We start from the raw sequence: 20115 nt of genomic DNA, 5'->3' as shown, positions 1-20115 counted from the left end.
TGATTGCGCTGTGTTCATCTTCATAGTTAATGCCCAAGCCGAACCGGCTTGGGCATTTTTCTTGCCTGGTCATCCCTTGTTTATAAATTGACCATATATGAACGTACATACAAAGTTATTTCCGAGTTAGATAAATAACCTCTTCTTGCGCGCTAACACCACCGATGGCAAAATAAGCAGCAGCGTGATTGAGCCGTACACCCCGAGGATGTAGCTAATCTTATAAGCGAGGCCAAATGCATGATGGCACAGCAAGGAAATCAGATGGATGAACAGATTTGTAAAACAGAAGGCATAGCTGCGGAACATCCAGTTACGATGGCGAATCATGTCCCGTTTTTTGATATGATACAGCGCGATCACCGTCATGCCGGGCCAGATGATATTCAGCAGATTGAAGGGAATGCTGGTCAGCTTTCCGCCCGTGGCGTATGGAGCCATATAGCCGGACGTCAAAGAGACGATAAATACGGATACGAAATAGAGGTAACCGTTGATCTTATGAAATTTGCGGGAGCGCTCGAATATGCTCCTTGAAAAATTGACGATGCCCGAACCCATGGCTAGACAGGCAAAAATGACATGAATATACATGACATTAAGCCAAACGGGAATTTGGAGAGGCCGTTTAAGATTTGATTTGTGGCCTAGAAAGCCCGCCGCTTGCGGGTCGTAAACAAAGTTATGATAGACGACATAAATGATAAAGGCTAGTGAAACGACCGAGAGAAGATAGAGCGCTTTCTTGTTCAGCATTGTGATGTAACCCCATAAAATTGTGATGGAGCCCCGCCGCCAAGAACGCGACTCGGGACGGCTACATGATAACCCACCCAGCAGAATTTAACAATAACAAAATGCGGGACCGTGCTCCCCAATGACAGCTTGGCCGCACGATCCCGTCACATTGTCTTATTTATATGGATCGATCGTCTGGATTGTCCCGTCTTCGTTGTATTTCAGTTCCGTGAACTTCACACTGCGCTTGTTGTCGGCTCCTCCGGACAAGGAGCTGTCGTGGTAGAACAAATACCATTTGTCCTTGAATTGCACGATAGAATGGTGGGTGGTCCAGCCGAGCACAGGCGTTAGAATCGTCCCTTTGTAAACGTAAGGACCCATTGGATTTTTGCTCATCGCATAGACGATTTTGTGTGTAGAACCAGTTGAATAGGACAGGTAGTAGTACCCGTTATGTTTATGAACCCATGGTCCTTCGAAAAATCTGCGATCCTCATCGCCGGCAAGCAGCGGATTGCCGTCCTCGTCCACGATGGATATTTCTACAGGCGTGTCTTTGAAGGTCAGCATATCCTCGCTGAGCTCGGCCACTCTTGGCCCAAGCGCAGGCGCGTCTGCAGCAGGCCCCTCTGCGTCAGGCTTGAAGGTGCCGGTTTGCCATTTCTCCAGCTGTCCGCCCCACAGGCCGCCGAAATAAATATATGCTTTGTCGTCCTCATCGACGAGAACGGCAGGATCAATGCTGAAGCTTCCCGGAATATAGTCCGGCTGCGGGGTAAACGGTCCGGCTGGGGAAGAACTGGTTGCTACGCCGAGTCTGAAGATGCCGTCATGATCCCGGGCTGGGAAGAACAAGTAATATGTATTGTTCTTGTAGGCGGCATCGGGAGCCCACAGCTGCTGCTTGGCCCATGGAATGTCGCGAAGATGCAGAACCTCGCCGTGGTCGACGCAAGGGGACTCAGTATCTTCCATGGATAGGACGTGGTAATCCTCCATATCGTATTGGTCGCCGTTGTCATTGGATTCCATTTCATGATCAAGGTCATGCGAAGGGTAGATGTACAGCTTGCCCTCAAATACGTGGGCAGAAGGGTCTGCGGTATAAATATGAGTAACTAAAGGCTCGTTTTGCTTTACTGGTTTGCTCATTGGAATTCCTCCTTGGTAGCGTCCTAGAAAAATAGGCTGACTATTTTTATTTTAGCAAAAATACAGCGAAGATAGACCCAAAGAATGTTTTGTTTTTCACCAAAAAACTATATTTAATTCCGAAGATGACTGTAGTCCGCCTGAGGTTAAGGCGTCGAATTCAAGTTTGCTTGGAATACGAGGTGCATAGCTGCTCAAAGCATTCTCGATTAACCGTCTGCTGAAGCTGTACAAAGCTGTTTTAAGCTTCAAATGATGCAAAAGCGGCCCAACCCCTCTATATCTGGAGTCTGTCCCAGAAAAAATGCGGTTTTTGTATCGCAGGGCACCATTCATTGATCATTTAAAAGTGAAATGTATTTTATACAGCTAGTTAAGCTCTTTTATCAAAAAACCATGCGCTAAATGGAAAACATGCAGTTAGTTTACGTGAATGGAGCGAATTCGTCGAAATAGCTTAAAACTAAATGCAGGTTCTGCAGTTAGTTCCCGCGAATACGGTATAAACCGATGAACTAACTGCATGAAATACATTTAGTTACCTTATTAGTACCTGATCCTGACATGTTCATTCCCGCTGTAATTCTGTAACATCCTCATAAAATGCGTGTACAAATTGCCAAAATCTACTTAAATGAGAGTCGTTCCAACAATTTCAACATAGCAGAGGAGCGTAACTCGGTGCCCCGAAGGACATTGGTTGTAGCGTTGATCAGCTTTTATCCTCGTTATTCTTATTCCGTTGTCGATCATGAACGATCATGATCAAACACAAAATCCCAACTTTCATTCCCGTTGAAGTTGGGATTTTGTATTTCAGCCGAAATGCCGTTTTATTCATCAATTGTTCATAATTCCCTGCTATCCTCCCTTACATATCGAAAGGGGAGATTTCAATTGAAGTGGTTGGAGATGGGGATGGCTCTGGTCATCATGTTGATTATTTTAGGATATGTGTCAGGCGTTCTAGTGAAGGGAAAAAGAATGTTTGCCGTGGCTGGCACCGGCATCTTGATCTTTGGAGGACATATGCTGCTGGAAGGTTATAGGGTGCAAATGATATTGTTCTATGCTCTCTTTGCTGTGATATTGTTATGCTTCATATTTGGCGCGTTGTTCAGAAAGACGATTGAAATGAATGAAAGACCGAAGTTATGGAAAAGGATTACCGCACTGAGTGTGGGAACCGTGACGGTGGCAGCTGCGTTTGCTGTCCCTCTATATGCATTGCCGCTCATTGTTTTGCCAAGTCCAACGGGACCCCATCATGTGGGTACGGTCAGCTACCATTGGATCGATGACAGTCGTGCGGAGGTGTGGACTGCTGCGGAAGACGACAACCGGGAGGTTATGGTCCGGGTCTGGTACCCGGCAAAATTAGTGGATAACATGCGGCCCGCTCCCTATGCTCATCCTGCCAGGCAGCTGAAATTATTAGGCAAAGGTCAACCACTGTATGTAAATGCAATCATAGATTCTCTTACAAACGTCAAGACACATTCCTATCTGCATTTGCCGGTCTCATCAGCCCTGTCCGGGTACCCTGTTCTTCTCTTCTCTCCGGGTTTTGGAGCCTCTAATTTCATGTACACAAGTATGACTGAAAATTTGGCGAGCCATGGTTACATCGTAGTAGCGGTAGAGCATCCGTATTATACGGAAATCCCGACTTTGTTTCCAGATGGACGAGTAACGAAAGAAAAAGTAGTTATAGCGGAAGATTCGCTGGTCTGGGATAATATGGATGAACATATGCAGCTATGGGTGGATGATATCAAGTTTGTTCTCCATAGATTGCATGAATTAGATAAAAAAGATCCGCAAAATATTTTAGCCGGAAGGCTGGACCTCCATCGGATCGGCATGCTCGGCCACTCTTTTGGCGGGGCAGCTGCAGCCCAGGTTATGCACCAGGATTCCCGGGTATTGTCTGGTGTAAATATGGATGGCTTCCCATTTGGCGCAAAGATTGAAGACGGACTGCCCCATCCGTTCTTATACATTCAAACAAGCTATAGTGATGACTTTGCCAATTTAGAGCTGTCTGAGGAGGAGTGGTCAGGTTCTAACGAATACTCAGGACTCGACCTTAATAATGAATATGCCAGAGAGGCGGCCGAGCTGGTCCAACGAAAGGAAGGAATATTAAAAAATGGCGGGATGGAGTGGGTGGTTCCCGGGGCTGATCATATGAGCTTTTCCGATATCGTGCTGTACTCGCCTTTGTTTGGCAACCGCGACCTATCTTTGCTTGAAGAGGTTAATGAAAAGCTGGTGCGGTTTTTCGATGATCATGTGAAAGCTGAACATGTTCATTCAGCGGAATAACGATGAAGTGGCAGAGGAGAACCTGGATGATAAGAATATTGGTAGTGGATGACGATCCTTTTATTCGCGAACTGGTCAGACTTGCATTGCGGTCAGATCATTACGGCATTCTGGAAGCGGCTAATGGTGCAGAGGCGATTGCCATGATCCATGATGAAAGACTGGAGCTGGTGATCGTGGACATCATGATGCCTGGCCCGGACGGACTCGAAGTGTGCCGCGAAATCAAACGGTATCTGGATATCCCGGTGCTCATGCTGACGGCCAAGGGGACGAACCTCGATAAGGTAACCGGCTTTCAGGCAGGTACGGATGACTATGTGGTGAAGCCGTTTGATCCGAAGGAACTGAGCTACAGGGTAAAAGCACTTTTGCGGAGATACCGGCTGGACCGGGGATACTCTCTACAAGTGGGTCAGTTATACATGAATGCCGAGAGACAGGTTTCTATTGGCCAGCAAGTCATATCCTTGCCTCCTAAAGAGTTTGAGTTGTTGTATCGTCTAGCCTCGCAGCCCAATCGGACTTTAACCCGTGAGCAAATTATTGAACGTGTTTGGGGGGATGATTTTGAAGGGGGCGAACGAACTGTAGATGTACACGTGAAGCGGCTAAGAGAAAGGTTCTCCGGACTGACGGACAGCTTTGAAATCGTAACTGTCAGGGGGCTTGGATACAGGCTGGAGGTTAAGCATGTTTAAGACGCTCTATGTACGCATCGTTGTCTATTATCTTGCTGCCGTGCTCCTCGGTGTGGTAACCGCTTGGGCTGCGTCTATCTTTTTGTTTCAGGATTCCACCGAAGGCTACACAGAACAGGAGCTTGCTCTAAAAGGCCAGCAGCTTATTCAATTGTACAGTCAAACGCAGCCGGAGGATCAGCGGACATTCCTTGAAAGCGCGGCTCAGCTCTCATCCGTCAAAATGAAGATAACTGCTCCGAACTCGCAGGAGATTCAATTTTATAACTGGGCTGCTGCCGACCATTTCTGCGACTGCGATATATCAGTCGCACTGCCGTGGCCATTAGACGGGGGGACGTACCAGATGGAGCTTGCGCAAGCGGCTTCCAGTGAATCCTCGGGCTTCACGGAAATCGGACTCATCTTATTGATTGTCCTGCTCGTGGGCGGGTTCATTATTTTATTTTTTGCGAGGCGTTTAGTTACTCCCATTCAGACGGTAACGGCTGCGGCTAAGCAGCTGGCAACCGGTGATTTCGATGTGAGGCTGCCTGCGAATCAGCGCGATGAGATGGGGACGCTCTCCCAAGCTATAAATCATATGGCTGCGGAGCTGGGGCAGTTGGACCGGGAACGGCAGGAGTTTGTCGCTAACGTGTCCCATGAATTCCAGTCCCCGCTCACCTTAATGAAAGGCTTCTCCGCCATGCTTCTTGAAGGGTCGCTTCAAGACTCGGAGCGCTCGCGGGCCCTCCAAATTATCATACAGGAGAGTGAACGCTTATCGCGGTTAAGCGATAATTTACTCCGCTTGGCTGCGTTGGACTCGGAAAGGTATGCGATTAATCCGGCATACTTCGACTTAGCTGAGCAGATCCGGAGAACGGTGCTCACCTTTGAGCCGCTTTGGTCGGATAAACAGCTGGAGGTGGAGATGATAGGGGCTCGAACGATGGTTTATGCAGATGAGGAGCTTCTGAACCAGGTATGGATCAATCTTATGTCAAATGCAATTAAGTTCGCTCCTGCCGGTGGAAGGATTATTATCGAGCTGCTGGCGGACAAGGAACAGGCGGAAATCCGTTTTTATGATAATGGCCCTCCCGTGCCGCCTGAAGACAGAGAGCGAATATTTAAGCGATTTTTCAAAGCGGATCGGGCTAGAGACCGAAATATAGATGGCAATGGCTTAGGTTTGTCCATCGTCAAGAAAATCGTGGATTTTCATGAAGGGATCATTTCTATAGATTCAGAATACGTGAGCGGCAAAGCGTTTGTCGTTCAAATTCCTGTCATGCCAAGCTATGCAGCGTAGCGAATTACATAGAAGGCCCTGCCGTTCTATCCGGATGTTTTCTTGCTGTCCGCTGGAGCTGAGCTGGATTCGCCAGACTAAGTTATAGGAGTACGAACGAGCATAGATTACACACGAATAAGTACGCGTGAGCACATAGCGCCCAAGCCAATCTGGCTTGAGCGTTATGACTGTGCGCCACTGTGTGAAGGGCCATTAGCTCACCAGCTTCAAACCGATAATGGTGAAGATAATGCCTAGAATACACATGATTCTTAACGTATTTCGCGGCTCCTTAAAAAACAATATTCCGATCAAAGTAGAGCCAAGCGTGCCAATTCCGGTCCAAACTGCATATGCCGTCGAAAGAGGGATATCCTTCATGGCATAGGTTAGAAAAGTAAAGCTGATGATAAATCCGGCGATTAGTATCAAGTTATTTAGGAAATTGCTCCGTTCAGCAACCCTCTTCACGCCGATGACACCGATAACTTCAAATAGCCCCGCGATAATCAAGTAGCCCCACGCCATTTATGCCCCCTCCTTTTTCACGCCGCCATCGGAAATTTTCAAACCAATGATAAATGCCGCCAATAGAAGAATCAACAGAATTTTGACCCATCTAAAGGGCTCTTGAAAATAGAACATGTCAACGACTATCGTCCCGATCGTACCGATTCCGGTAAAAATGGCATATCCCGTTCCGATCGGAATCATCTTCGTGGCTCTTATCAATAACTCGAAGCTAAGAAGAATGGCGATTAAGGTAAGAATCCCTAGCGAATTGCTTTTAAGAGCTGAAGCCCAATAAATTTCTATGACTCCCGCAGCGATCAAAAAAAGCCACGCCATCCGCCCTGTTAATGGCTTGCCTTTGTTTAGAATGTTGGTTTCTTTATTTTGATCTGAAATCACAGTTTTCTCCCCCTCTTTTTAATACATTTGTATTATTTAGAACCATACTACCACAATAAGTTTATTTAATACAAGTGTATTGTTTAATTGCTTATGTTCTCTATTTTGATTACACTGGATTTATGCCAAAAATCGTAGATCATGAAGAACGACGGGAGCGCATTGCTAAGGCGATGTGGCAGGTCATTCTGGATAAAGGGATGGAAGGGGCGACGGTGCGTAATATTGCACAAGAGGCGGGGCTCTCGCTTGGAGCGTTACGCCATTATTTTCAAAACCAGGATGATTTGCTTGTCTATGCGATGACGCTGGTCAAAGATAGAGCTACTGCGCGCGTTAAGGCCATTATAAGGCGGGGTTTGCCGCCGAAGGAAATGGTCATGGCGATGCTTCTTGAAATCGTGCCGATTAATGAGGAAACACGAATTGAAATGGACGTCTGGTTTGCCTTTGTTGCCCATGTGAAGCATCGGAAGGATACGGTCGGACTTATTGATGACGGGCTATATGAAGCGTTCCAGAAAATGGTCGGCTACTTGCATTCCACAGGGTGGTTGAAGGAAGGTTTGAACCTTGAGTTCGAAATTGAAAGGCTGTACGCTTTGATAGATGGATTAGCCATGCATGCACTTCTCGACCCTGAGCGGGTGGACCGAAGTCGTATCATCAATGTGCTTCAGTATCATCTCGATTCGATTTGCAGGGAATGAGGAAGGTAGTACAGGAGGAGATTCAATTTGCTGTTAAATGAAAAAGTAATCGTAACAGGCGCGGCTTCGGGGATCGGAAAAGAAATTGTACAGCTTTGCCTGCGTGAAGGGGCTTCGATTATTGCCTGTGACATCAACGAGCATAAGCTCCATGAACTGGAGTCTTCCATAGATGCACAAGGAACTCTCACAACCTATCAGCTGGATGTCAGCAATTACAGCCAGGTTGCTGCTTTTTTTGCGTATGTTGCAGAGAAGCATTGTGATGTAAACGGCTTAGTCAATAATGCGGGCATTTATTTGGCCAAAAGCATTATGGATTACCAGGAGCATGAGATCAGCACGGTGATGGACGTGAATATTAAGGGGGCGGTTTATTTCTCTCAGATGTTCGGCAAGCTGCTGATCGGAAATGAGTCCAACAGGCGAAAGGGAACGATTGTGAATATTTCTTCCGTATCTGGGATCGAAGGTAGCTCAGATGCTGTCTATGGGCTATCTAAAGCGGCTTTGCTCGGATTAACGAAAAGCTGTGCAATGAATTTTTCGCCATACATACGTGTTAATGCCGTTGCACCGACGATGGTTAACACGTCCATGATGGACGTCATCCCCGACTGGAGAAAGCAGGAATATCTCAGCCACCAATTAATCGATTCCCCCGTACTTCCTGAGGATGTAGCTGAAACGGTAATATTCCTATTATCGGAAAAATCCAGACACTATACAGGAGCTACCTTTGATTTAAATAATGGCTCCTATTTGAGGTGACGGGAAATTTTGATCGGAGAACAATCCAAGTCTGGATTATTGGTATGCCATGGATATGGTGCAGGCGCTGGGTGGCTGGCAGGAATGCGTTCCAGTTAAAGAATACAACCGTAAGGAACCATGTTTTCTCCACGGATACCTAGCGGAGGATGAATTTTCCGGTGAAACACCGTCCATGATGCCTGCATGCCGGCGTTTTGCCAATCTATATTGTTATGTCGCATCTTAGAATCCATGGAAGAGTAGCGGCCACGAGCCCGACTTGCTCATCCAAATACGCGCAAACTTAACCAATCACCTGCAGGAACGCTCGTCTGGTTTTGGGCGGGAGCTGCAGCGAGTAGAGAAGAGGTGTACCTGATGCATAGAGAGATACCTGATGCAAGGACATGGACGAGAATAAAACAGATTCATGCAGGATGGTCGGATGATAAGAAGTATTATATTCAGACGAACGACGGCAGGGAATTACTGCTTAGATTGGCGGACATGTCTCAGTATGAACGTAAGAAATGGGAATATGAATCTGTTCGTCGGCTAATACATATGGATATCTCTATGTCTCGACCGGTGGATTTTGGCATTTGCAATGAAGGCAGGTCAGTCTATACCCTGTTTACTTGGGTTGAAGGTGAGGATGCAAGAGAAGTTATTCATAGGCTTGGTCCCTCAGAACAATATCGGCTTGGCATGAAGTCGGGAGAAATATTAAGATCTCTGCATGAAATTCCGGCGCAGATTCAGTCTTTATCTTGGGCTGAGCGCTATAATCTGAAAATAGATAAATATATCGCCAATTACCGGACGTGCGGGACTCATCTTAAGGGAGCGGAGCAAGTTCTAAAATATATAGAAGCCCATCGTTATTTATTGGGGAGCAGGCCGGTGACCTTTCAGCATGGCGATTATCATCTCGGAAATATGGTTGTTTCAGGCTCCGGGGAGCTGGGTATCATTGACTTTAATCGCCTAGATGATGGAGACCCTTGGGAGGAGTTCAATCGTATTACTTGGTGCGCCAAGGAGAGCGCAGAATTCGCCTCAGGCCGGATTCATGGGTATTTTCATGATCAGGTGCCTGAACTGTTTTTTAAGTTAATGGCGTTATATATAGCGTGCAATCAGATAGCGTCTGTTCCGTGGGCGGTTTCCTATGGTGAAGCAGAAGTGAAAAACATGCTGGAACAGGCGGAACAGGTGCTAGAGTGGTATAATGGCTTCGAAACTTCGGTCCCAAGCTGGTATTTGCCAAGTTAGGACATTGAAAAAGTGCCCGTTCAATAGTACAGTTAACAGAAGCGCATTTTGAGGTGATTTATTAAATAGAGATAGCATGGTACGAGTGAGGAGGAAATGTACGCAATGGTTAAAGTGTTATTTGTATGTCTGGGTAATATTTGCAGATCTCCGATGGCAGAAGCGGTATTTCGCAGCCAGGTGAATGAGGCCGGTTTAGCGGATCGCATCGTCGTTGACTCTGCGGGAACGGGGGACTGGCATATCGGCAAGCCGCCGCATGAAGGGACCCGCAAAATTTTAAAGCAATACGGTATCGACGATGCCGGAATGTTCGCCAGACAGGTCAGCAAAAGTGACTTCCATGACTTCCAATATATCATTGCTATGGATGATATGAACGTTAAGGATTTGGCGCAGTGGTTTCCGGATGACCGCAAGGTGGAAGTCAAGAAGATGCTTGATTTCGTGCCGAAGCATGCTGGAGGGAATGTTCCCGATCCTTACTATACAGGCAATTTCCAAGAGGTATACGAGATGATAGACGAAGGCTGCCAGCGTCTGCTGCAGGTTATTCGGGAAGAGCAGGGATTGAATTAATATCCGCTATAACATAAAACGGCATGTCTTTCTGTGAGGAAGGACATGCCGTTTATTGATGCTGCTGATTGGGTTTAGTCTTTTGTAGGGGGAGGGAAACATACAATTTATTATAAGGTTATTAAGGCATTCATAAATAAGGTTAAACCATATCAAAGTTACTGTCATTCCGTAAGGGCAGTTGAATACTTAAGCACTTAACTTTCGCAGCGTGTAATCTGTAAATAAGCCTTGGTGTAACTGGGCAGAGTTGAGATATGATGATGGAGCTGACGATGTAAGCATGTCGTGGGCTGAACACCTACTTTTGTTGTGAGGATTTCGTTCATCCGATCGAGCAGTTACTGTTAAGTACTTGTTGTGCACCAGGTAGCAATCCGATGCTGCGATAGCAGTCCGATGCTGCGATTGTATATGAAAAATCATACAGAAGCATACGTGCAGCGATCGGACGCTGTGATTGTGTATGAAATATCATACAGAGGCCCTCGTGCAGCGGCCTGCTGCTGCGATTGTGTATGAAATATCATACAGAAGCATACGTGCAGCGATCGGACGCTGTGATTGTGTATGAAATATCATACAGAGGCCCTCGTGCAGCGGCCTGCTGCTGCGATTGTGTATGAAATATCATACAGAAGCATACGTGCAGCGATCCGATGCTGTGATTGTGTATGAAATATCATACAGAGACCCTCGTGCAGCGGTCGGACGCTGTGATTGTTTATGAAAAATCATACAGAGGCCCTCGTGCAGCGGCTTGCTGCTGCGATTGTATATGAAATATCATACAGAAGCATACGTGCAGCGATCGGACGCTGTGATTGTGTATGAAATATCATACAGAGGCCCTCGTGCAGCGGCCTGCTGCTGCGATTGTGTATGAAATATCATACAGAAGCATACGTGCAGCGATCCGATGCTGTGATTGTGTATGAAATATCATACAGAGACCCTCGTGCAGCGATCGGACGCTGTGATTGTGTATGAAATATCATACAGAGGCCCTCGTGCAGCGGTCCGATGCTATGATTGTATCTGAAAAATCATACACAAGCATACGTGCAGCGGTCGGACGCTGTGATTGTGTATGAAAAATCAAACACAATCCCTCGTGCATCAGCCTAATCCAAGCTTGAACTGAACTGTTGCCCGTTGGTCTACGTGCGTCCGTATTAACGAGGACAGTTCTTTGTCTGGCCAACTTCGTAGTCAAGCCGTTCACCTTCCCACCTTGAAACTAATGATACACTTAGGTTCAGGGTATATTTTATCTGCGAAAGTAAAAATAAAATGACCCCGGATCGAACATCATCCAGAGGTCATTTGTTGTTACCGCATAAAGATTAGTCTCAGCTAAACCCAATATAGCTATCCTAACCCCGGTTCCACTCAAACCCGACTTCCTTCAAAAATGCCCGGGCCAGTACCATATGCCCTGTATAGGAAGGATGGACGCGATCCCAGGCCAGCGTTGCCGGGTACAGCTCCTCAAGCACTACATTAAACGCCGCTTGGGTATCGACGAATACCGCACCAGTATCAGCAGCGACCTTCTTCACGATCGCCCCGTATTCATCCATCGTCTTGCGCATTTTATCCTCGGGATTGGGCTCCAAATAAAATGGAGTCATTAATACAAGCCCTTCCAATTGCGGCTTCGTCTTGGCTACGAGATCACGCAGTGTCTTTTCATATTCCTCGGCATAGACATGCCACTCGGTAATTAGCGGCGTATCATATTGGCGCCATACATCGTTAATTCCGATCATGATGGACAACCAGTCCGGCTTTTGATCGAGCACATCCTCCTGCCATCTCTCCTGCAAGTCGCGTACGGTGTTGCCACTGTTCCCTTTGTTCACTACACGTATACCCAGCTCCGGATAGACCGACTGCAGCAGGGCGTCAACCAGAGCGACATATCCTTTGCCTAAAGCGGAAAACAATCCTTCTCCATCTGGCCGTTGACGCTCGCAATCCGTAATCGAGTCTCCAATGAACAGCAGTTTTTGTCCTTTTTCCAACAGCATTCCTGTCTCAATCTCCCTTCGGGTGTTTTACTTAACATCACATTTCTACCTGGGCTTCTTTATTTCCTGCTTAACCTTTATGTTATCATTTAGATTAGGCAGCATGACTTCATAACAAGAAAGGTCGGAGACGATGAACAATTCACCAAATAATATCGTGGCAAAATTAAATCTGAATAAATACGAATCGAAGCTGATCCTGAATCAGCCGGAGGATATAGCGTACTTTAACGAGCTGCAATTCGATACCGAAATGACGAAGGAGAAGTATGATCTTATTTTTGTATTCATATTTAATATGGATCAGTTTAAGGAGTATTTGGATCTCATTATTCGTAAGCAAGCCATTCAAGAGAATGGATATTTGTTTTTTGCCTACCCAAAGAAAAGCAACCGCAAATACAAGGAGTATATCGACCGGGACAGCTTCTTTGAACAAAACGTAGTGAATGAGGAAGGCTATGTATCCGGCAGCACATTGAAGTTTTCGCGGATGGTCAGCATGGATGATGTCTTTACTGTTATAGGCTTGAAATCGCAAGCTCAAAGGAAGAGTAAACGGACTAACACAAAGAGCAGCCAGCGGGTTGACGATTACGTGGATTATATCTCCAGCATTCGCGAGTATTTGAGCAGCGATAAGGAACTGCTGGAACAATACGATCATTTAGCGGCTGGTTATCAGAAAGACTGGGCACGTTATGTATACAGCGCAAAAAGAAGCGAGACACAGGAGAAGCGACTGTTGCAGATGAAAGATATTTTGGCTCAGGGCTATAAGTCACTGGATTTATACAGAAGAAGAGAGCAGTAGGAAATACTATCTTTATAAAAAAGGTTGACAGGCGGGGAAAAACAAGATATATTTAATTCAAGATATTTGAACACAAGATAAATGGGGGTGACCGATATGCCGGATCAAGAACATACTGCTTCGCTGAAATTGTTTGTTGTGCTCTCCAAAGCTTACAAGACGATCATGGATCAAGCGATCAAGGATATGAAGCAGCGGGGCTTATCCCCTTCGGAATTTACAATTCTGGAGGTGCTGTATAACAAAGGGCGGATTCCTTTGCAGCAGATCGGGGATAAAATTCTGATCACCAGCGGTAGCGTGACCTACAATATCGATAAGCTCGTTCAGAAAGGACTTATTCGGCGGGTACCCTGCGAGCAGGACCGAAGAGTGATCTACGCCGAAATTACGGCGGAAGGAAACGAGTTGTTCGAGCGGATTTTCCCGGATCATTCCGAATTTGTTCATTCGAAGCTGGGCGGACTTAACTACGAAGAGAAGCTGCAGGCGATCGAACTCCTCAAACGTCTGGGCAAAGGAGCGGAGAGCTCCTAGCAAACGGGTTTGCAGCCGCTTCTTCTTTTTTTCACAAATATCTTGAATTAAAGATAATGAAGTTCAAAATAAATTTGGAGGATGAGAAACCATGTTGGATGTAGGACTATTGTTGATTCGTTTAGTTGTAGGGCTATTGTTTATTGGTCATGGGGCACAGAAACTGTTCGGGATGTTCGGAGGCTACGGGCCCAAGGGCACCGGCGGTTGGATGGAATCGATCGGCATCAAACCGGGGGTACTGATGGCGGTGCTGGCAGGGCTCATGGAATTTGTCGGAGGACTGCTCTTCACGTTAGGATTTCTTATGCCGCTGGCAGCCGCCCTCATTGCGCTGGCTATGCTGGGAGCGATCGTCAAGGTGCACTTCAAGAACGGTTTGTGGTCGACGGCAAACGGCTATGAATACCCGCTGGTTCTGCTCGTTGTTGCGATTGCCATGGCATTGACGGGCGCAGGTCATATTTCGCTGGATGCTCTGTTGTAATAGAACATAATACGTTAAATGGACGGAGGTTTTTACCATGAGCGAACTTATGAATGTGTTAAAAGAGAGAAGGTCTGCAACGAAGTTTCACCCGGAGGCAAAAATCTCCGAGCAAGAGCTGGAGGAAATATTCAGTCTTGTGAAGTATGCGCCGTCTGCATTTAATTTGCAGCATGCCCACTACGTTGTCGTGCATGATCCGGAGAAGAAAAACAAAGTGTACGAGGCCGCGAACAAGCAATACAAGATTAAGACCGCCTCGGCTGCCATTCTCGTTCTTGGCGATTTGAATGCTTACCAAAATGTGAGACAGCTTAACGAGGGAATGCTGCATTTGGGTATTATAAATAAGCAGGAGCTCGATATGACGGTGGAATCGGTAACTCGGTTCTATGAGGAGCGGGGCGATTCATTTAAACGGGATGAGGCCATTCGCAATGCGAGCCTGTCGGCAATGCTATTTATGCTGATTGCGAAGGACAAAGGCTGGGATACTTGCCCGATGATCGGCTTTGATCCTGAGCAAATGCGGAAGGAACTGAACATTCCGGATCAATACGTCCCTGTCATGCTGATCGCGCTGGGCAAAGAGGATTTATCTGGACAGCGGCTGCGCGGGTATCGCAAGCCAGTCGGCGAGTTCGTTACGTATAACGGCTTCTAATTTTGAATTCATACAAAGGAGTGTATAACTATGAAATTACAAACAGCAGGCATTCATCATATTACAGCATTCGCGCGGAGTCCGCAGGAGAACGTCGATTTCTACGCCGGTATTCTCGGATTAAGATTAGTAAAAAGAACGATCAATTTTGATGCTCCGGAAGTATACCATTTGTATTTTGGTGATGAGAACGGCAGTCCGGGGACGATCATTACTTTCTTTCCTTGGCCGGATTCCCGGCGCGGGAAGGTCGGAGGCGGCCAGGTAGGAATCACGACATACATCGTACCGCCAGGAGCGCTAGGGTTCTGGGAAAATCGGCTGAAAGGCTTCGGCATTTCGCTAACGAGAACATCGCGATTTGGTGAAGATTACCTGCATTTCCGGGATAACGAAGGGTTGTGGATTGAACTCGTAGAACGGGGGTCAGGTGCCAACAGCACTTGGTCATTCGGAGGAATTCCTGCAGACAAGGCGATCAAAGGTTTTGGCGGGGCTGTTTTATTTAGCGTGCATGCTAAGCAAACGATGCGGGTTCTCGAGGAAGTTCTCGGATTTAGCAAAGTGGCGGAGAACGATTCCTACGCCCGGTTCCAAGCCTCGGGAGAGATCGGCAACATCATCGATGTGCCATTGAAGGATATGGAATGGGGCAGCGGCGGAGCCGGCACCGTTCACCATATCGCCTGGCGGGCAAAGGACTTCGACGAACACGAGGAGTGGCAGCAAAAGGTCGGCCAAAGCGGCTTTAACCCGACGCAAATCATCGACCGCCAGTACTTCAATGCCATCTACTTCCGGGAAGAAGGCGGAATACTCTTTGAAATAGCTACCGATCCTCCGGGTTTTGCCCATGATGAGGAGCCGGAGGCGCTGGGCGAGAAACTGATGCTTCCATCATGGTTCGAACCAGTGCGGGCGCAGATCGAGGCTAATCTTGAGCCAATTGAAGTTAGGGTGTTAAAGGAGGGGCAAAAGTGATGAGACATCTTTTTGAAAAAGGGATCGATACGAAAGCGCCAACGCTGGTGCTGTTCCACGGGACGGGCGGAACGGAGCGGGATTTGCTGCCGCTGGCCAAGCTGGTATCGCCGAACTCCTCTGTTCTTGCAGTAAGAGGGAACGTACTAGAGAACGGAATGCCGCGGTTCTTCAGACGGCTCGCGGAAGGGGTCTTTGACGAAGAGGATTTGATCTTCCGCACAAAGGAACTGCATGATTTTCTGGATCAATCTGCCAAGGAATACGAATTCGACCGGGGGAACCTGGTGGCGATTGGTTACTCGAATGGAGCGAACATTGCCGGCAGTCTGCTGTTCCATTATGAACATGCCTTCAAAGGGGCGATTCTCCATCATCCGATGGTTCCTCTGCGAGGCATCCAGCTTCCGAATCTAGCCGGGGTTCCCGTCTTTATCGGGGCGGGGACCAATGATCCGATTTGTTCTCCTGGCGAGACGGAAGAGCTTGAGAAGCTGTTAAGCGGAGCGGGGGCCGACGTAACCGTGCATTGGGAGAATTTCGGGCACCAGCTCACAAGCAGCGAAGTCAATGCCGCGGCAGCCTGGTTTCGTGAAAAGACGGGGAATGCCTGATGATATCGATTGATCCGTCATTGCAGAGCGAGCGGGACAATTACAAGCTGCTCATCGGCAGCATCATTCCAAGACCTATTGCTTTCGTAACGACCTTGTCCGAGAGCGGAGTGCTCAACGCGGCGCCCTTCAGTTATTTCTCGATCGTCTCGAGCTCGCCTCCGATGCTGTCCATAGCTGTCCAGCGCAAAAACGGAGTGGCGAAGGATACGGCCAGAAATGCGGCCGCACGCGGGGAACTTGTCGTTCACATCGTCGATGAAAGCATGGCCGCAGCCGTCAATGAGACCGCGGCGAATCTGGCGCCGGAGGAAAGCGAGATTGCCTTGACAAGTCTGACGACGGTTGCAAGCGAGGTCATTGCTGTACCGGGCATCCGGGAAGCGAAGGTTCGGATGGAATGCGTGCTTGAAAAGCTTGTGGCGCTGGGCGGAACGGAGGATGCGCCGCCGACTACGGATCTGCTCATTGCCCGCGTCGTGCGATTTATCGTGGAGGAGGAAATTTATGAAGAGGGCCGTATTGACCCCGTGAAGCTGAATCCGGTCAGCCGGCTCGCCGGCAGTTCCTACGCTGGCCTCGGCAAGATGTTTGAAATTGAGCGGCCGCAATAATAAATTTATGACGTAATTAACCCCTGGCATTTGATGCTAGGGGTCTTTGTATTATTAAAGATGGATATGGAGGGATATTCCTTTAAAATGTAGAAATAGATTATTTAAATCAAATTAAGAAGGGGGATAATCAGCATGAATAAAACTAGAATGTTGTTTCTCTGCCTTATTACTGTACTCAGTGTGGTGATTACAGCTAGTGGATGCAGTTTTCATAAGAAATCAGCTCAAAGCGAGATATATACATATTCAGATGAAACCTTGGGGCAGTTACTGGCCGCAACCTATCAGGAGGGTACTTTTATTTTCGAAGGACTACCTTGGCTGATCTCCAAGCAGGAGGTCATTGACAAGCAAAAGCTGATTCAGTCGGATGATGATGACTGGCTCATTGTAGAAGGAACATTCCCTCTAAATGCTTCCATAAAGCAGACGGTTATTTACAATTTCCAAGATGATCAATTGGTCTCTGGAGAATACCGGTTTGCCACTTCAGATAACAATCATTTTGCACAATGGGGAAAAGAGCTTGGAGTTCTCTTGTCCAAGTGGCTTCCCAAACCGCGAACAGAAAATATAGAAATATTGGATCAAGCGGATATCTCGGCACAGCAAGGAAATAATCTATTATGGCAAGGTGTGGATCGCAGCAGTATGAAGGTAAGCTTGTCTGTAACTGGGCAAGAAGACTATTTACTGCTAATGCACGTAGCATCTCCTCTACCTGAGCGGGAGGGGTTGAAAAAATAAGCTGCGCAATGAGCCCAGGAGCCGACCGGTTACGGTGTACGTACCGTTATTTCAGATCCTCGGAGTCCGCAGGGTATTTTACGACAGGCCACTTCTCTGCGCGCAGGGCATCCAACAGCTCAGGTCCGACCTGCAGGTTGCTGGCGACAAGGCTTCGGGGTGTCAGAGCCATCCACTGGTTTAAGGAAATATCGGCGAAGCGGTCGCTTTTGAATATTTCCAGAAACCATAGTGATTCCGTTCCGGTATTTTGAATATAGTGGCCATATGCAAACGGAACGTAGCCGACATCGCCCGCCCTGTAATTGAAGGTGCGGGCAATTCCGCTTCCGGCAAACACAGTCATGCGTCCTTGACCCGTGAGGTAATATTGCCACTCGTCAATATTGGGATGCCAGTGAAGCTCCCGCATGGCTCCGGGTTTGATCTCAACCAAGGCGGCAGCGACGGTCTTCGAGATAGGAAAGTTCGAGGAGTCCACAATTCTCACGCTTCCGCCTGGAGTTATGACTGGCTGCTGGGCCAGAAGACGGTGCTTGAAGCTGAGCGGTACGGAGCCGTAAGGGGACTCGGCCTTCTGGTTTTCTAGGGAACCCGGGACTTCGTCCTGATAAATATATACCTGTCCGGAAGGAATCGAGGCAAAGACGTTTTCCGAAACGCCGAAGTTGGCGGCCAGTACATCCCTGGGCGTGTGGGCAAAACAGTCTGAAAGGGACAGCGTGTTCAGGTCAGAGAATTTACCATCATCGAACACGAGCAAAAATTCGCAGCCTGTCTCCAGGCCCTGGATCGAATGCGGAATTCCGGCAGGAAAATACCATAAATCGCCTTCGCCGACGTCAGCGATGAAATTGTGTCCGTTCTGATCCACTGCGGTAATCCGTGCTTTTCCCCATATCATATACGCCCACTCCGCCTGCTGATGCTAGTGCAGTTCCCTTACTCCGCCCGGAATCAGGCTCATGTTTACACCAGCCAGCGTTGTGGCGACCGGTAAATCGCGGACGGTAATTTCACGAGACCAGCCTCCGTGGTTTAACTGCATATGGGTATCGGAAAATGACATTTTCAGATTAGGCACCAAGCCGGCGTCTGTAGGAGGGGGAACGAGGAGATCCGGGTTTTCAAGATCTCTCCATACATCCCGCGGGCCATAGTCCGGCCCTCCCGCGCCGTCGCTTCGGATTGGCTGAGGCACGATAAGAGGCTTGGCATGCCCAGAATTAGTCTCTTTCATGCAGTTGTCCCTCCATTACATCGGATTACAAGTCCTCCAATTATTTATATGGGAGAATACTTGGTTATTATGAAACCAAAAAATAGCTGCCAGGTTTATTAGTGGAGACTCTCTATGATATAATTTCGCTAAAAGGGGACAAGGCGGTGATCGAACATGGTTTATATTGCTCTGCTGCGAGGGATCAACGTAGGAGGCAGAAATATCTTAAAAATGGCGGAGCTCAGGCGCGTATTGAAAGAGGATGCAGGCCTCGCCCGAGTACAAACGTATATCCAGAGCGGAAATGTCCTGTTCGAATCGAGCGAAGAGAAATCCGTACTGTGCATACGGATCGAGCAGGTGATCGAGTCTGCCTTCGGAATGTCAGTTAGCGTCATAGTGAGAACGGCTTCGGAACTGCGCAGCATTGCAGAGCGATGCCCCTTCACTGAAGAGGAGCTTGCCAAAGCAGCCGAATCATCAGTTGGGGAGAGCCTGTACGTCTCTATTTTGCAGAAGGAACTGCCTATTGAGCAGGTAGAGAAGCTGCACTCTGCTGATTTTGGTGAAGATAAATACGTCATACTAGGCAAGGAAATCTATCTGCTGTACGGCAATAGTTCGCGCAATTCAAAGCTGTCCGGCAGACTTGATAAATTAGGTGTTCCTGCAACGGTCCGCAACTTCAAAACGTTGAACAAACTCATTGATCTAGCTGCAGAAATGGAGCAGAATATACCATGAATACGGTTAAGTTAATGAAGAGCAGGCCAACAAAGCCTGTTTTTATTTGGAAAAATACTATAATTTTGAATATATTTCCTTTAATTTTAAGTATATCATTTGTTTTAAAATTCCAATAATATGGAAAATGTAAGCGCTTAATAAACCTGCCTTTCTGCAGCTGGAGGTGATGCAGTTTCTAGAATTAAGGAACCGCGCAAAAGAAAGCTGAAAAGGAGGTAAATC

The 20115-nt window shown here is 47.5% G+C and carries 21 protein-coding genes and 1 pseudogene; 16 read left to right on the top strand and 6 right to left on the bottom strand.

Translation table 11 applies throughout. The annotated features are described in order from the left end of the window. Positions 1 to 126 precede the first annotated feature (126 nt). Entirely contained in the window at positions 127 to 756 is a 630-nt protein-coding gene (locus GNP95_RS01675; RefSeq protein WP_155609183.1) for a DUF2306 domain-containing protein, read from the bottom strand. A gap of 156 nt (positions 757 to 912) precedes the next feature. Further along, positions 913 to 1893: a glycoside hydrolase family 43 protein gene (locus tag GNP95_RS01670; RefSeq protein ID WP_155609182.1), complete on the bottom strand. Its 981-nt coding sequence runs from the start codon at positions 1891 to 1893 to the stop codon at positions 913 to 915. An 897-nt stretch (positions 1894 to 2790) separates the two neighbouring features. Here GNP95_RS01670 and GNP95_RS01665 point away from each other — a divergent pair. The 3 genes from GNP95_RS01665 to GNP95_RS01655 are packed head-to-tail and all read left to right on the top strand — an operon-like array spanning position 2791 to position 6219. Next, positions 2791 to 4221, top strand: coding sequence for an alpha/beta hydrolase family protein (locus GNP95_RS01665; protein WP_196427040.1), 1431 nt, complete (start codon positions 2791 to 2793; stop codon positions 4219 to 4221). 26 nt (positions 4222 to 4247) lie between these two features. Next, positions 4248 to 4922, top strand: a complete 675-nt coding sequence (locus tag GNP95_RS01660) for a response regulator transcription factor (protein WP_155609180.1) — start codon at positions 4248 to 4250, stop codon at positions 4920 to 4922. After that, the gene (locus GNP95_RS01655; protein WP_155609179.1) at positions 4915 to 6219 is read left to right on the top strand and encodes a sensor histidine kinase; all 1305 of its coding nucleotides are present in this window, start codon (positions 4915 to 4917) and stop codon (positions 6217 to 6219) included. The genes GNP95_RS01660 and GNP95_RS01655 overlap by 8 nt, the downstream gene beginning before the upstream one ends. 195 nt (positions 6220 to 6414) lie before the next feature. Here GNP95_RS01655 and GNP95_RS01650 read toward each other — a convergent pair whose 3' ends face one another. Together GNP95_RS01650 and GNP95_RS01645 are read right to left on the bottom strand one after the other, a co-directional pair. After that, entirely contained in the window at positions 6415 to 6729 is a 315-nt protein-coding gene (locus tag GNP95_RS01650; RefSeq protein ID WP_155609178.1) for a DMT family transporter, read from the bottom strand. Further along, complete coding sequence (locus GNP95_RS01645; RefSeq protein ID WP_330163219.1) at positions 6730 to 7113, bottom strand: DMT family transporter; 384 nt, start codon at positions 7111 to 7113, stop codon at positions 6730 to 6732. A 122-nt stretch (positions 7114 to 7235) separates the two neighbouring features. Here GNP95_RS01645 and GNP95_RS01640 point away from each other — a divergent pair, with 122 nt between their 5' ends. The 4 genes from GNP95_RS01640 (at position 7236) to GNP95_RS01625 (ending at position 10430) form a co-directional block, all read left to right on the top strand. Beyond that, the gene (locus GNP95_RS01640; RefSeq protein WP_155609177.1) at positions 7236 to 7823 is read left to right on the top strand and encodes a TetR/AcrR family transcriptional regulator; all 588 of its coding nucleotides are present in this window, start codon (positions 7236 to 7238) and stop codon (positions 7821 to 7823) included. Between the two features lie 27 nt (positions 7824 to 7850). Next, on the top strand, positions 7851 to 8594 hold the full coding sequence (locus GNP95_RS01635) for an SDR family NAD(P)-dependent oxidoreductase (protein ID WP_155609176.1): 744 nt from the start codon (positions 7851 to 7853) through the stop codon (positions 8592 to 8594). A gap of 360 nt (positions 8595 to 8954) precedes the next feature. Beyond that, entirely contained in the window at positions 8955 to 9851 is an 897-nt protein-coding gene (locus GNP95_RS01630; protein WP_155609175.1) for an aminoglycoside phosphotransferase family protein, read from the top strand. A 105-nt stretch (positions 9852 to 9956) separates the two neighbouring features. Beyond that, a complete protein-coding gene (locus tag GNP95_RS01625) occupies positions 9957 to 10430 on the top strand; it encodes a low molecular weight protein-tyrosine-phosphatase (protein ID WP_155609174.1) in 474 nt (157 codons plus the stop codon). 1376 nt (positions 10431 to 11806) lie between these two features. Here the strand turns inward: GNP95_RS01625 and GNP95_RS01620 are convergent. Further along, a complete protein-coding gene (locus GNP95_RS01620) occupies positions 11807 to 12463 on the bottom strand; it encodes an SGNH/GDSL hydrolase family protein (protein ID WP_155609173.1) in 657 nt (218 codons plus the stop codon). A gap of 157 nt (positions 12464 to 12620) precedes the next feature. On the opposite strand from GNP95_RS01620, the gene GNP95_RS01615 reads away from it, so the two are divergent. From GNP95_RS01615 to GNP95_RS01580, 8 genes are all read left to right on the top strand, one after another. Continuing rightward, positions 12621 to 13277: a YdeI/OmpD-associated family protein gene (locus GNP95_RS01615; protein WP_330163218.1), complete on the top strand. Its 657-nt coding sequence runs from the start codon at positions 12621 to 12623 to the stop codon at positions 13275 to 13277. Between the two features lie 96 nt (positions 13278 to 13373). Next, positions 13374 to 13814, top strand: coding sequence for a MarR family winged helix-turn-helix transcriptional regulator (locus GNP95_RS01610; protein WP_155609171.1), 441 nt, complete (start codon positions 13374 to 13376; stop codon positions 13812 to 13814). Positions 13815 to 13905: 91 nt separating this feature from the next. After that, positions 13906 to 14301 (top strand): DoxX family protein, encoded by a 396-nt coding sequence (locus tag GNP95_RS01605; protein ID WP_155609170.1) that lies wholly within the window; start codon positions 13906 to 13908, stop codon positions 14299 to 14301. A gap of 37 nt (positions 14302 to 14338) precedes the next feature. Beyond that, a complete protein-coding gene (locus GNP95_RS01600; protein ID WP_155609169.1) occupies positions 14339 to 14965 on the top strand; it encodes a nitroreductase family protein in 627 nt (208 codons plus the stop codon). Between the two features lie 30 nt (positions 14966 to 14995). Then, a complete protein-coding gene (locus GNP95_RS01595) occupies positions 14996 to 15946 on the top strand; it encodes a ring-cleaving dioxygenase (RefSeq protein WP_155609168.1) in 951 nt (316 codons plus the stop codon). Continuing rightward, positions 15946 to 16560 (top strand): alpha/beta hydrolase, encoded by a 615-nt coding sequence (locus GNP95_RS01590; protein ID WP_155609167.1) that lies wholly within the window; start codon positions 15946 to 15948, stop codon positions 16558 to 16560. Before GNP95_RS01595 ends, GNP95_RS01590 begins: the two co-directional genes overlap by 1 nt. Further along, the gene (locus GNP95_RS01585; RefSeq protein ID WP_155609166.1) at positions 16560 to 17174 is read left to right on the top strand and encodes a flavin reductase family protein; all 615 of its coding nucleotides are present in this window, start codon (positions 16560 to 16562) and stop codon (positions 17172 to 17174) included. Before GNP95_RS01590 ends, GNP95_RS01585 begins: the two co-directional genes overlap by 1 nt. 135 nt (positions 17175 to 17309) lie before the next feature. Beyond that, a complete protein-coding gene (locus tag GNP95_RS01580; protein WP_155609165.1) occupies positions 17310 to 17924 on the top strand; it encodes a hypothetical protein in 615 nt (204 codons plus the stop codon). A gap of 46 nt (positions 17925 to 17970) precedes the next feature. Here GNP95_RS01580 and GNP95_RS01575 read toward each other — a convergent pair. Beyond that, positions 17971 to 19164: pseudogene (locus GNP95_RS01575) on the bottom strand (oxalate decarboxylase family bicupin). Between the two features lie 156 nt (positions 19165 to 19320). Between GNP95_RS01575 and GNP95_RS01570 the strand changes: the two are divergent. Next, positions 19321 to 19890, top strand: coding sequence for a DUF1697 domain-containing protein (locus GNP95_RS01570; RefSeq protein WP_155609164.1), 570 nt, complete (start codon positions 19321 to 19323; stop codon positions 19888 to 19890). Positions 19891 to 20115 lie beyond the last annotated feature (225 nt).

The sequence above is a fragment of the Paenibacillus woosongensis genome (genome assembly GCF_009725165.1).
Lineage (GTDB): Bacteria > Bacillota > Bacilli > Paenibacillales > Paenibacillaceae > Fontibacillus > Fontibacillus woosongensis.
This window is presented reverse-complemented; position numbering and strand designations above follow the sequence as displayed.

Bases quoted from the DNA above. Each gene is read 5' to 3' on its own strand.
- GNP95_RS01675 (WP_155609183.1), bottom strand. From the start codon at position 756: ATGCTGAACAAGAAAGCGCTCTATCTTCTCTCGGTCGTTTCACTAGCC.
- GNP95_RS01670 (WP_155609182.1), bottom strand. From the start codon at position 1,893: ATGAGCAAACCAGTAAAGCAAAACGAGCCTTTAGTTACTCATATTTAT.
- GNP95_RS01660 (WP_155609180.1), top strand. From the start codon at position 4,248: ATGATAAGAATATTGGTAGTGGATGACGATCCTTTTATTCGCGAACTG.
- GNP95_RS01655 (WP_155609179.1), top strand. From the start codon at position 4,915: ATGTTTAAGACGCTCTATGTACGCATCGTTGTCTATTATCTTGCTGCC.
- GNP95_RS01650 (WP_155609178.1), bottom strand. From the start codon at position 6,729: ATGGCGTGGGGCTACTTGATTATCGCGGGGCTATTTGAAGTTATCGGT.
- GNP95_RS01640 (WP_155609177.1), top strand. From the start codon at position 7,236: ATGCCAAAAATCGTAGATCATGAAGAACGACGGGAGCGCATTGCTAAG.
- GNP95_RS01630 (WP_155609175.1), top strand. From the start codon at position 8,955: ATGCATAGAGAGATACCTGATGCAAGGACATGGACGAGAATAAAACAG.
- GNP95_RS01625 (WP_155609174.1), top strand. From the start codon at position 9,957: ATGGTTAAAGTGTTATTTGTATGTCTGGGTAATATTTGCAGATCTCCG.
- GNP95_RS01620 (WP_155609173.1), bottom strand. From the start codon at position 12,463: ATGCTGTTGGAAAAAGGACAAAAACTGCTGTTCATTGGAGACTCGATT.
- GNP95_RS01610 (WP_155609171.1), top strand. From the start codon at position 13,374: ATGCCGGATCAAGAACATACTGCTTCGCTGAAATTGTTTGTTGTGCTC.
- GNP95_RS01605 (WP_155609170.1), top strand. From the start codon at position 13,906: ATGTTGGATGTAGGACTATTGTTGATTCGTTTAGTTGTAGGGCTATTG.
- GNP95_RS01600 (WP_155609169.1), top strand. From the start codon at position 14,339: ATGAGCGAACTTATGAATGTGTTAAAAGAGAGAAGGTCTGCAACGAAG.
- GNP95_RS01595 (WP_155609168.1), top strand. From the start codon at position 14,996: ATGAAATTACAAACAGCAGGCATTCATCATATTACAGCATTCGCGCGG.
- GNP95_RS01590 (WP_155609167.1), top strand. From the start codon at position 15,946: ATGAGACATCTTTTTGAAAAAGGGATCGATACGAAAGCGCCAACGCTG.
- GNP95_RS01585 (WP_155609166.1), top strand. From the start codon at position 16,560: ATGATATCGATTGATCCGTCATTGCAGAGCGAGCGGGACAATTACAAG.
- GNP95_RS01580 (WP_155609165.1), top strand. From the start codon at position 17,310: ATGAATAAAACTAGAATGTTGTTTCTCTGCCTTATTACTGTACTCAGT.
- GNP95_RS01570 (WP_155609164.1), top strand. From the start codon at position 19,321: ATGGTTTATATTGCTCTGCTGCGAGGGATCAACGTAGGAGGCAGAAAT.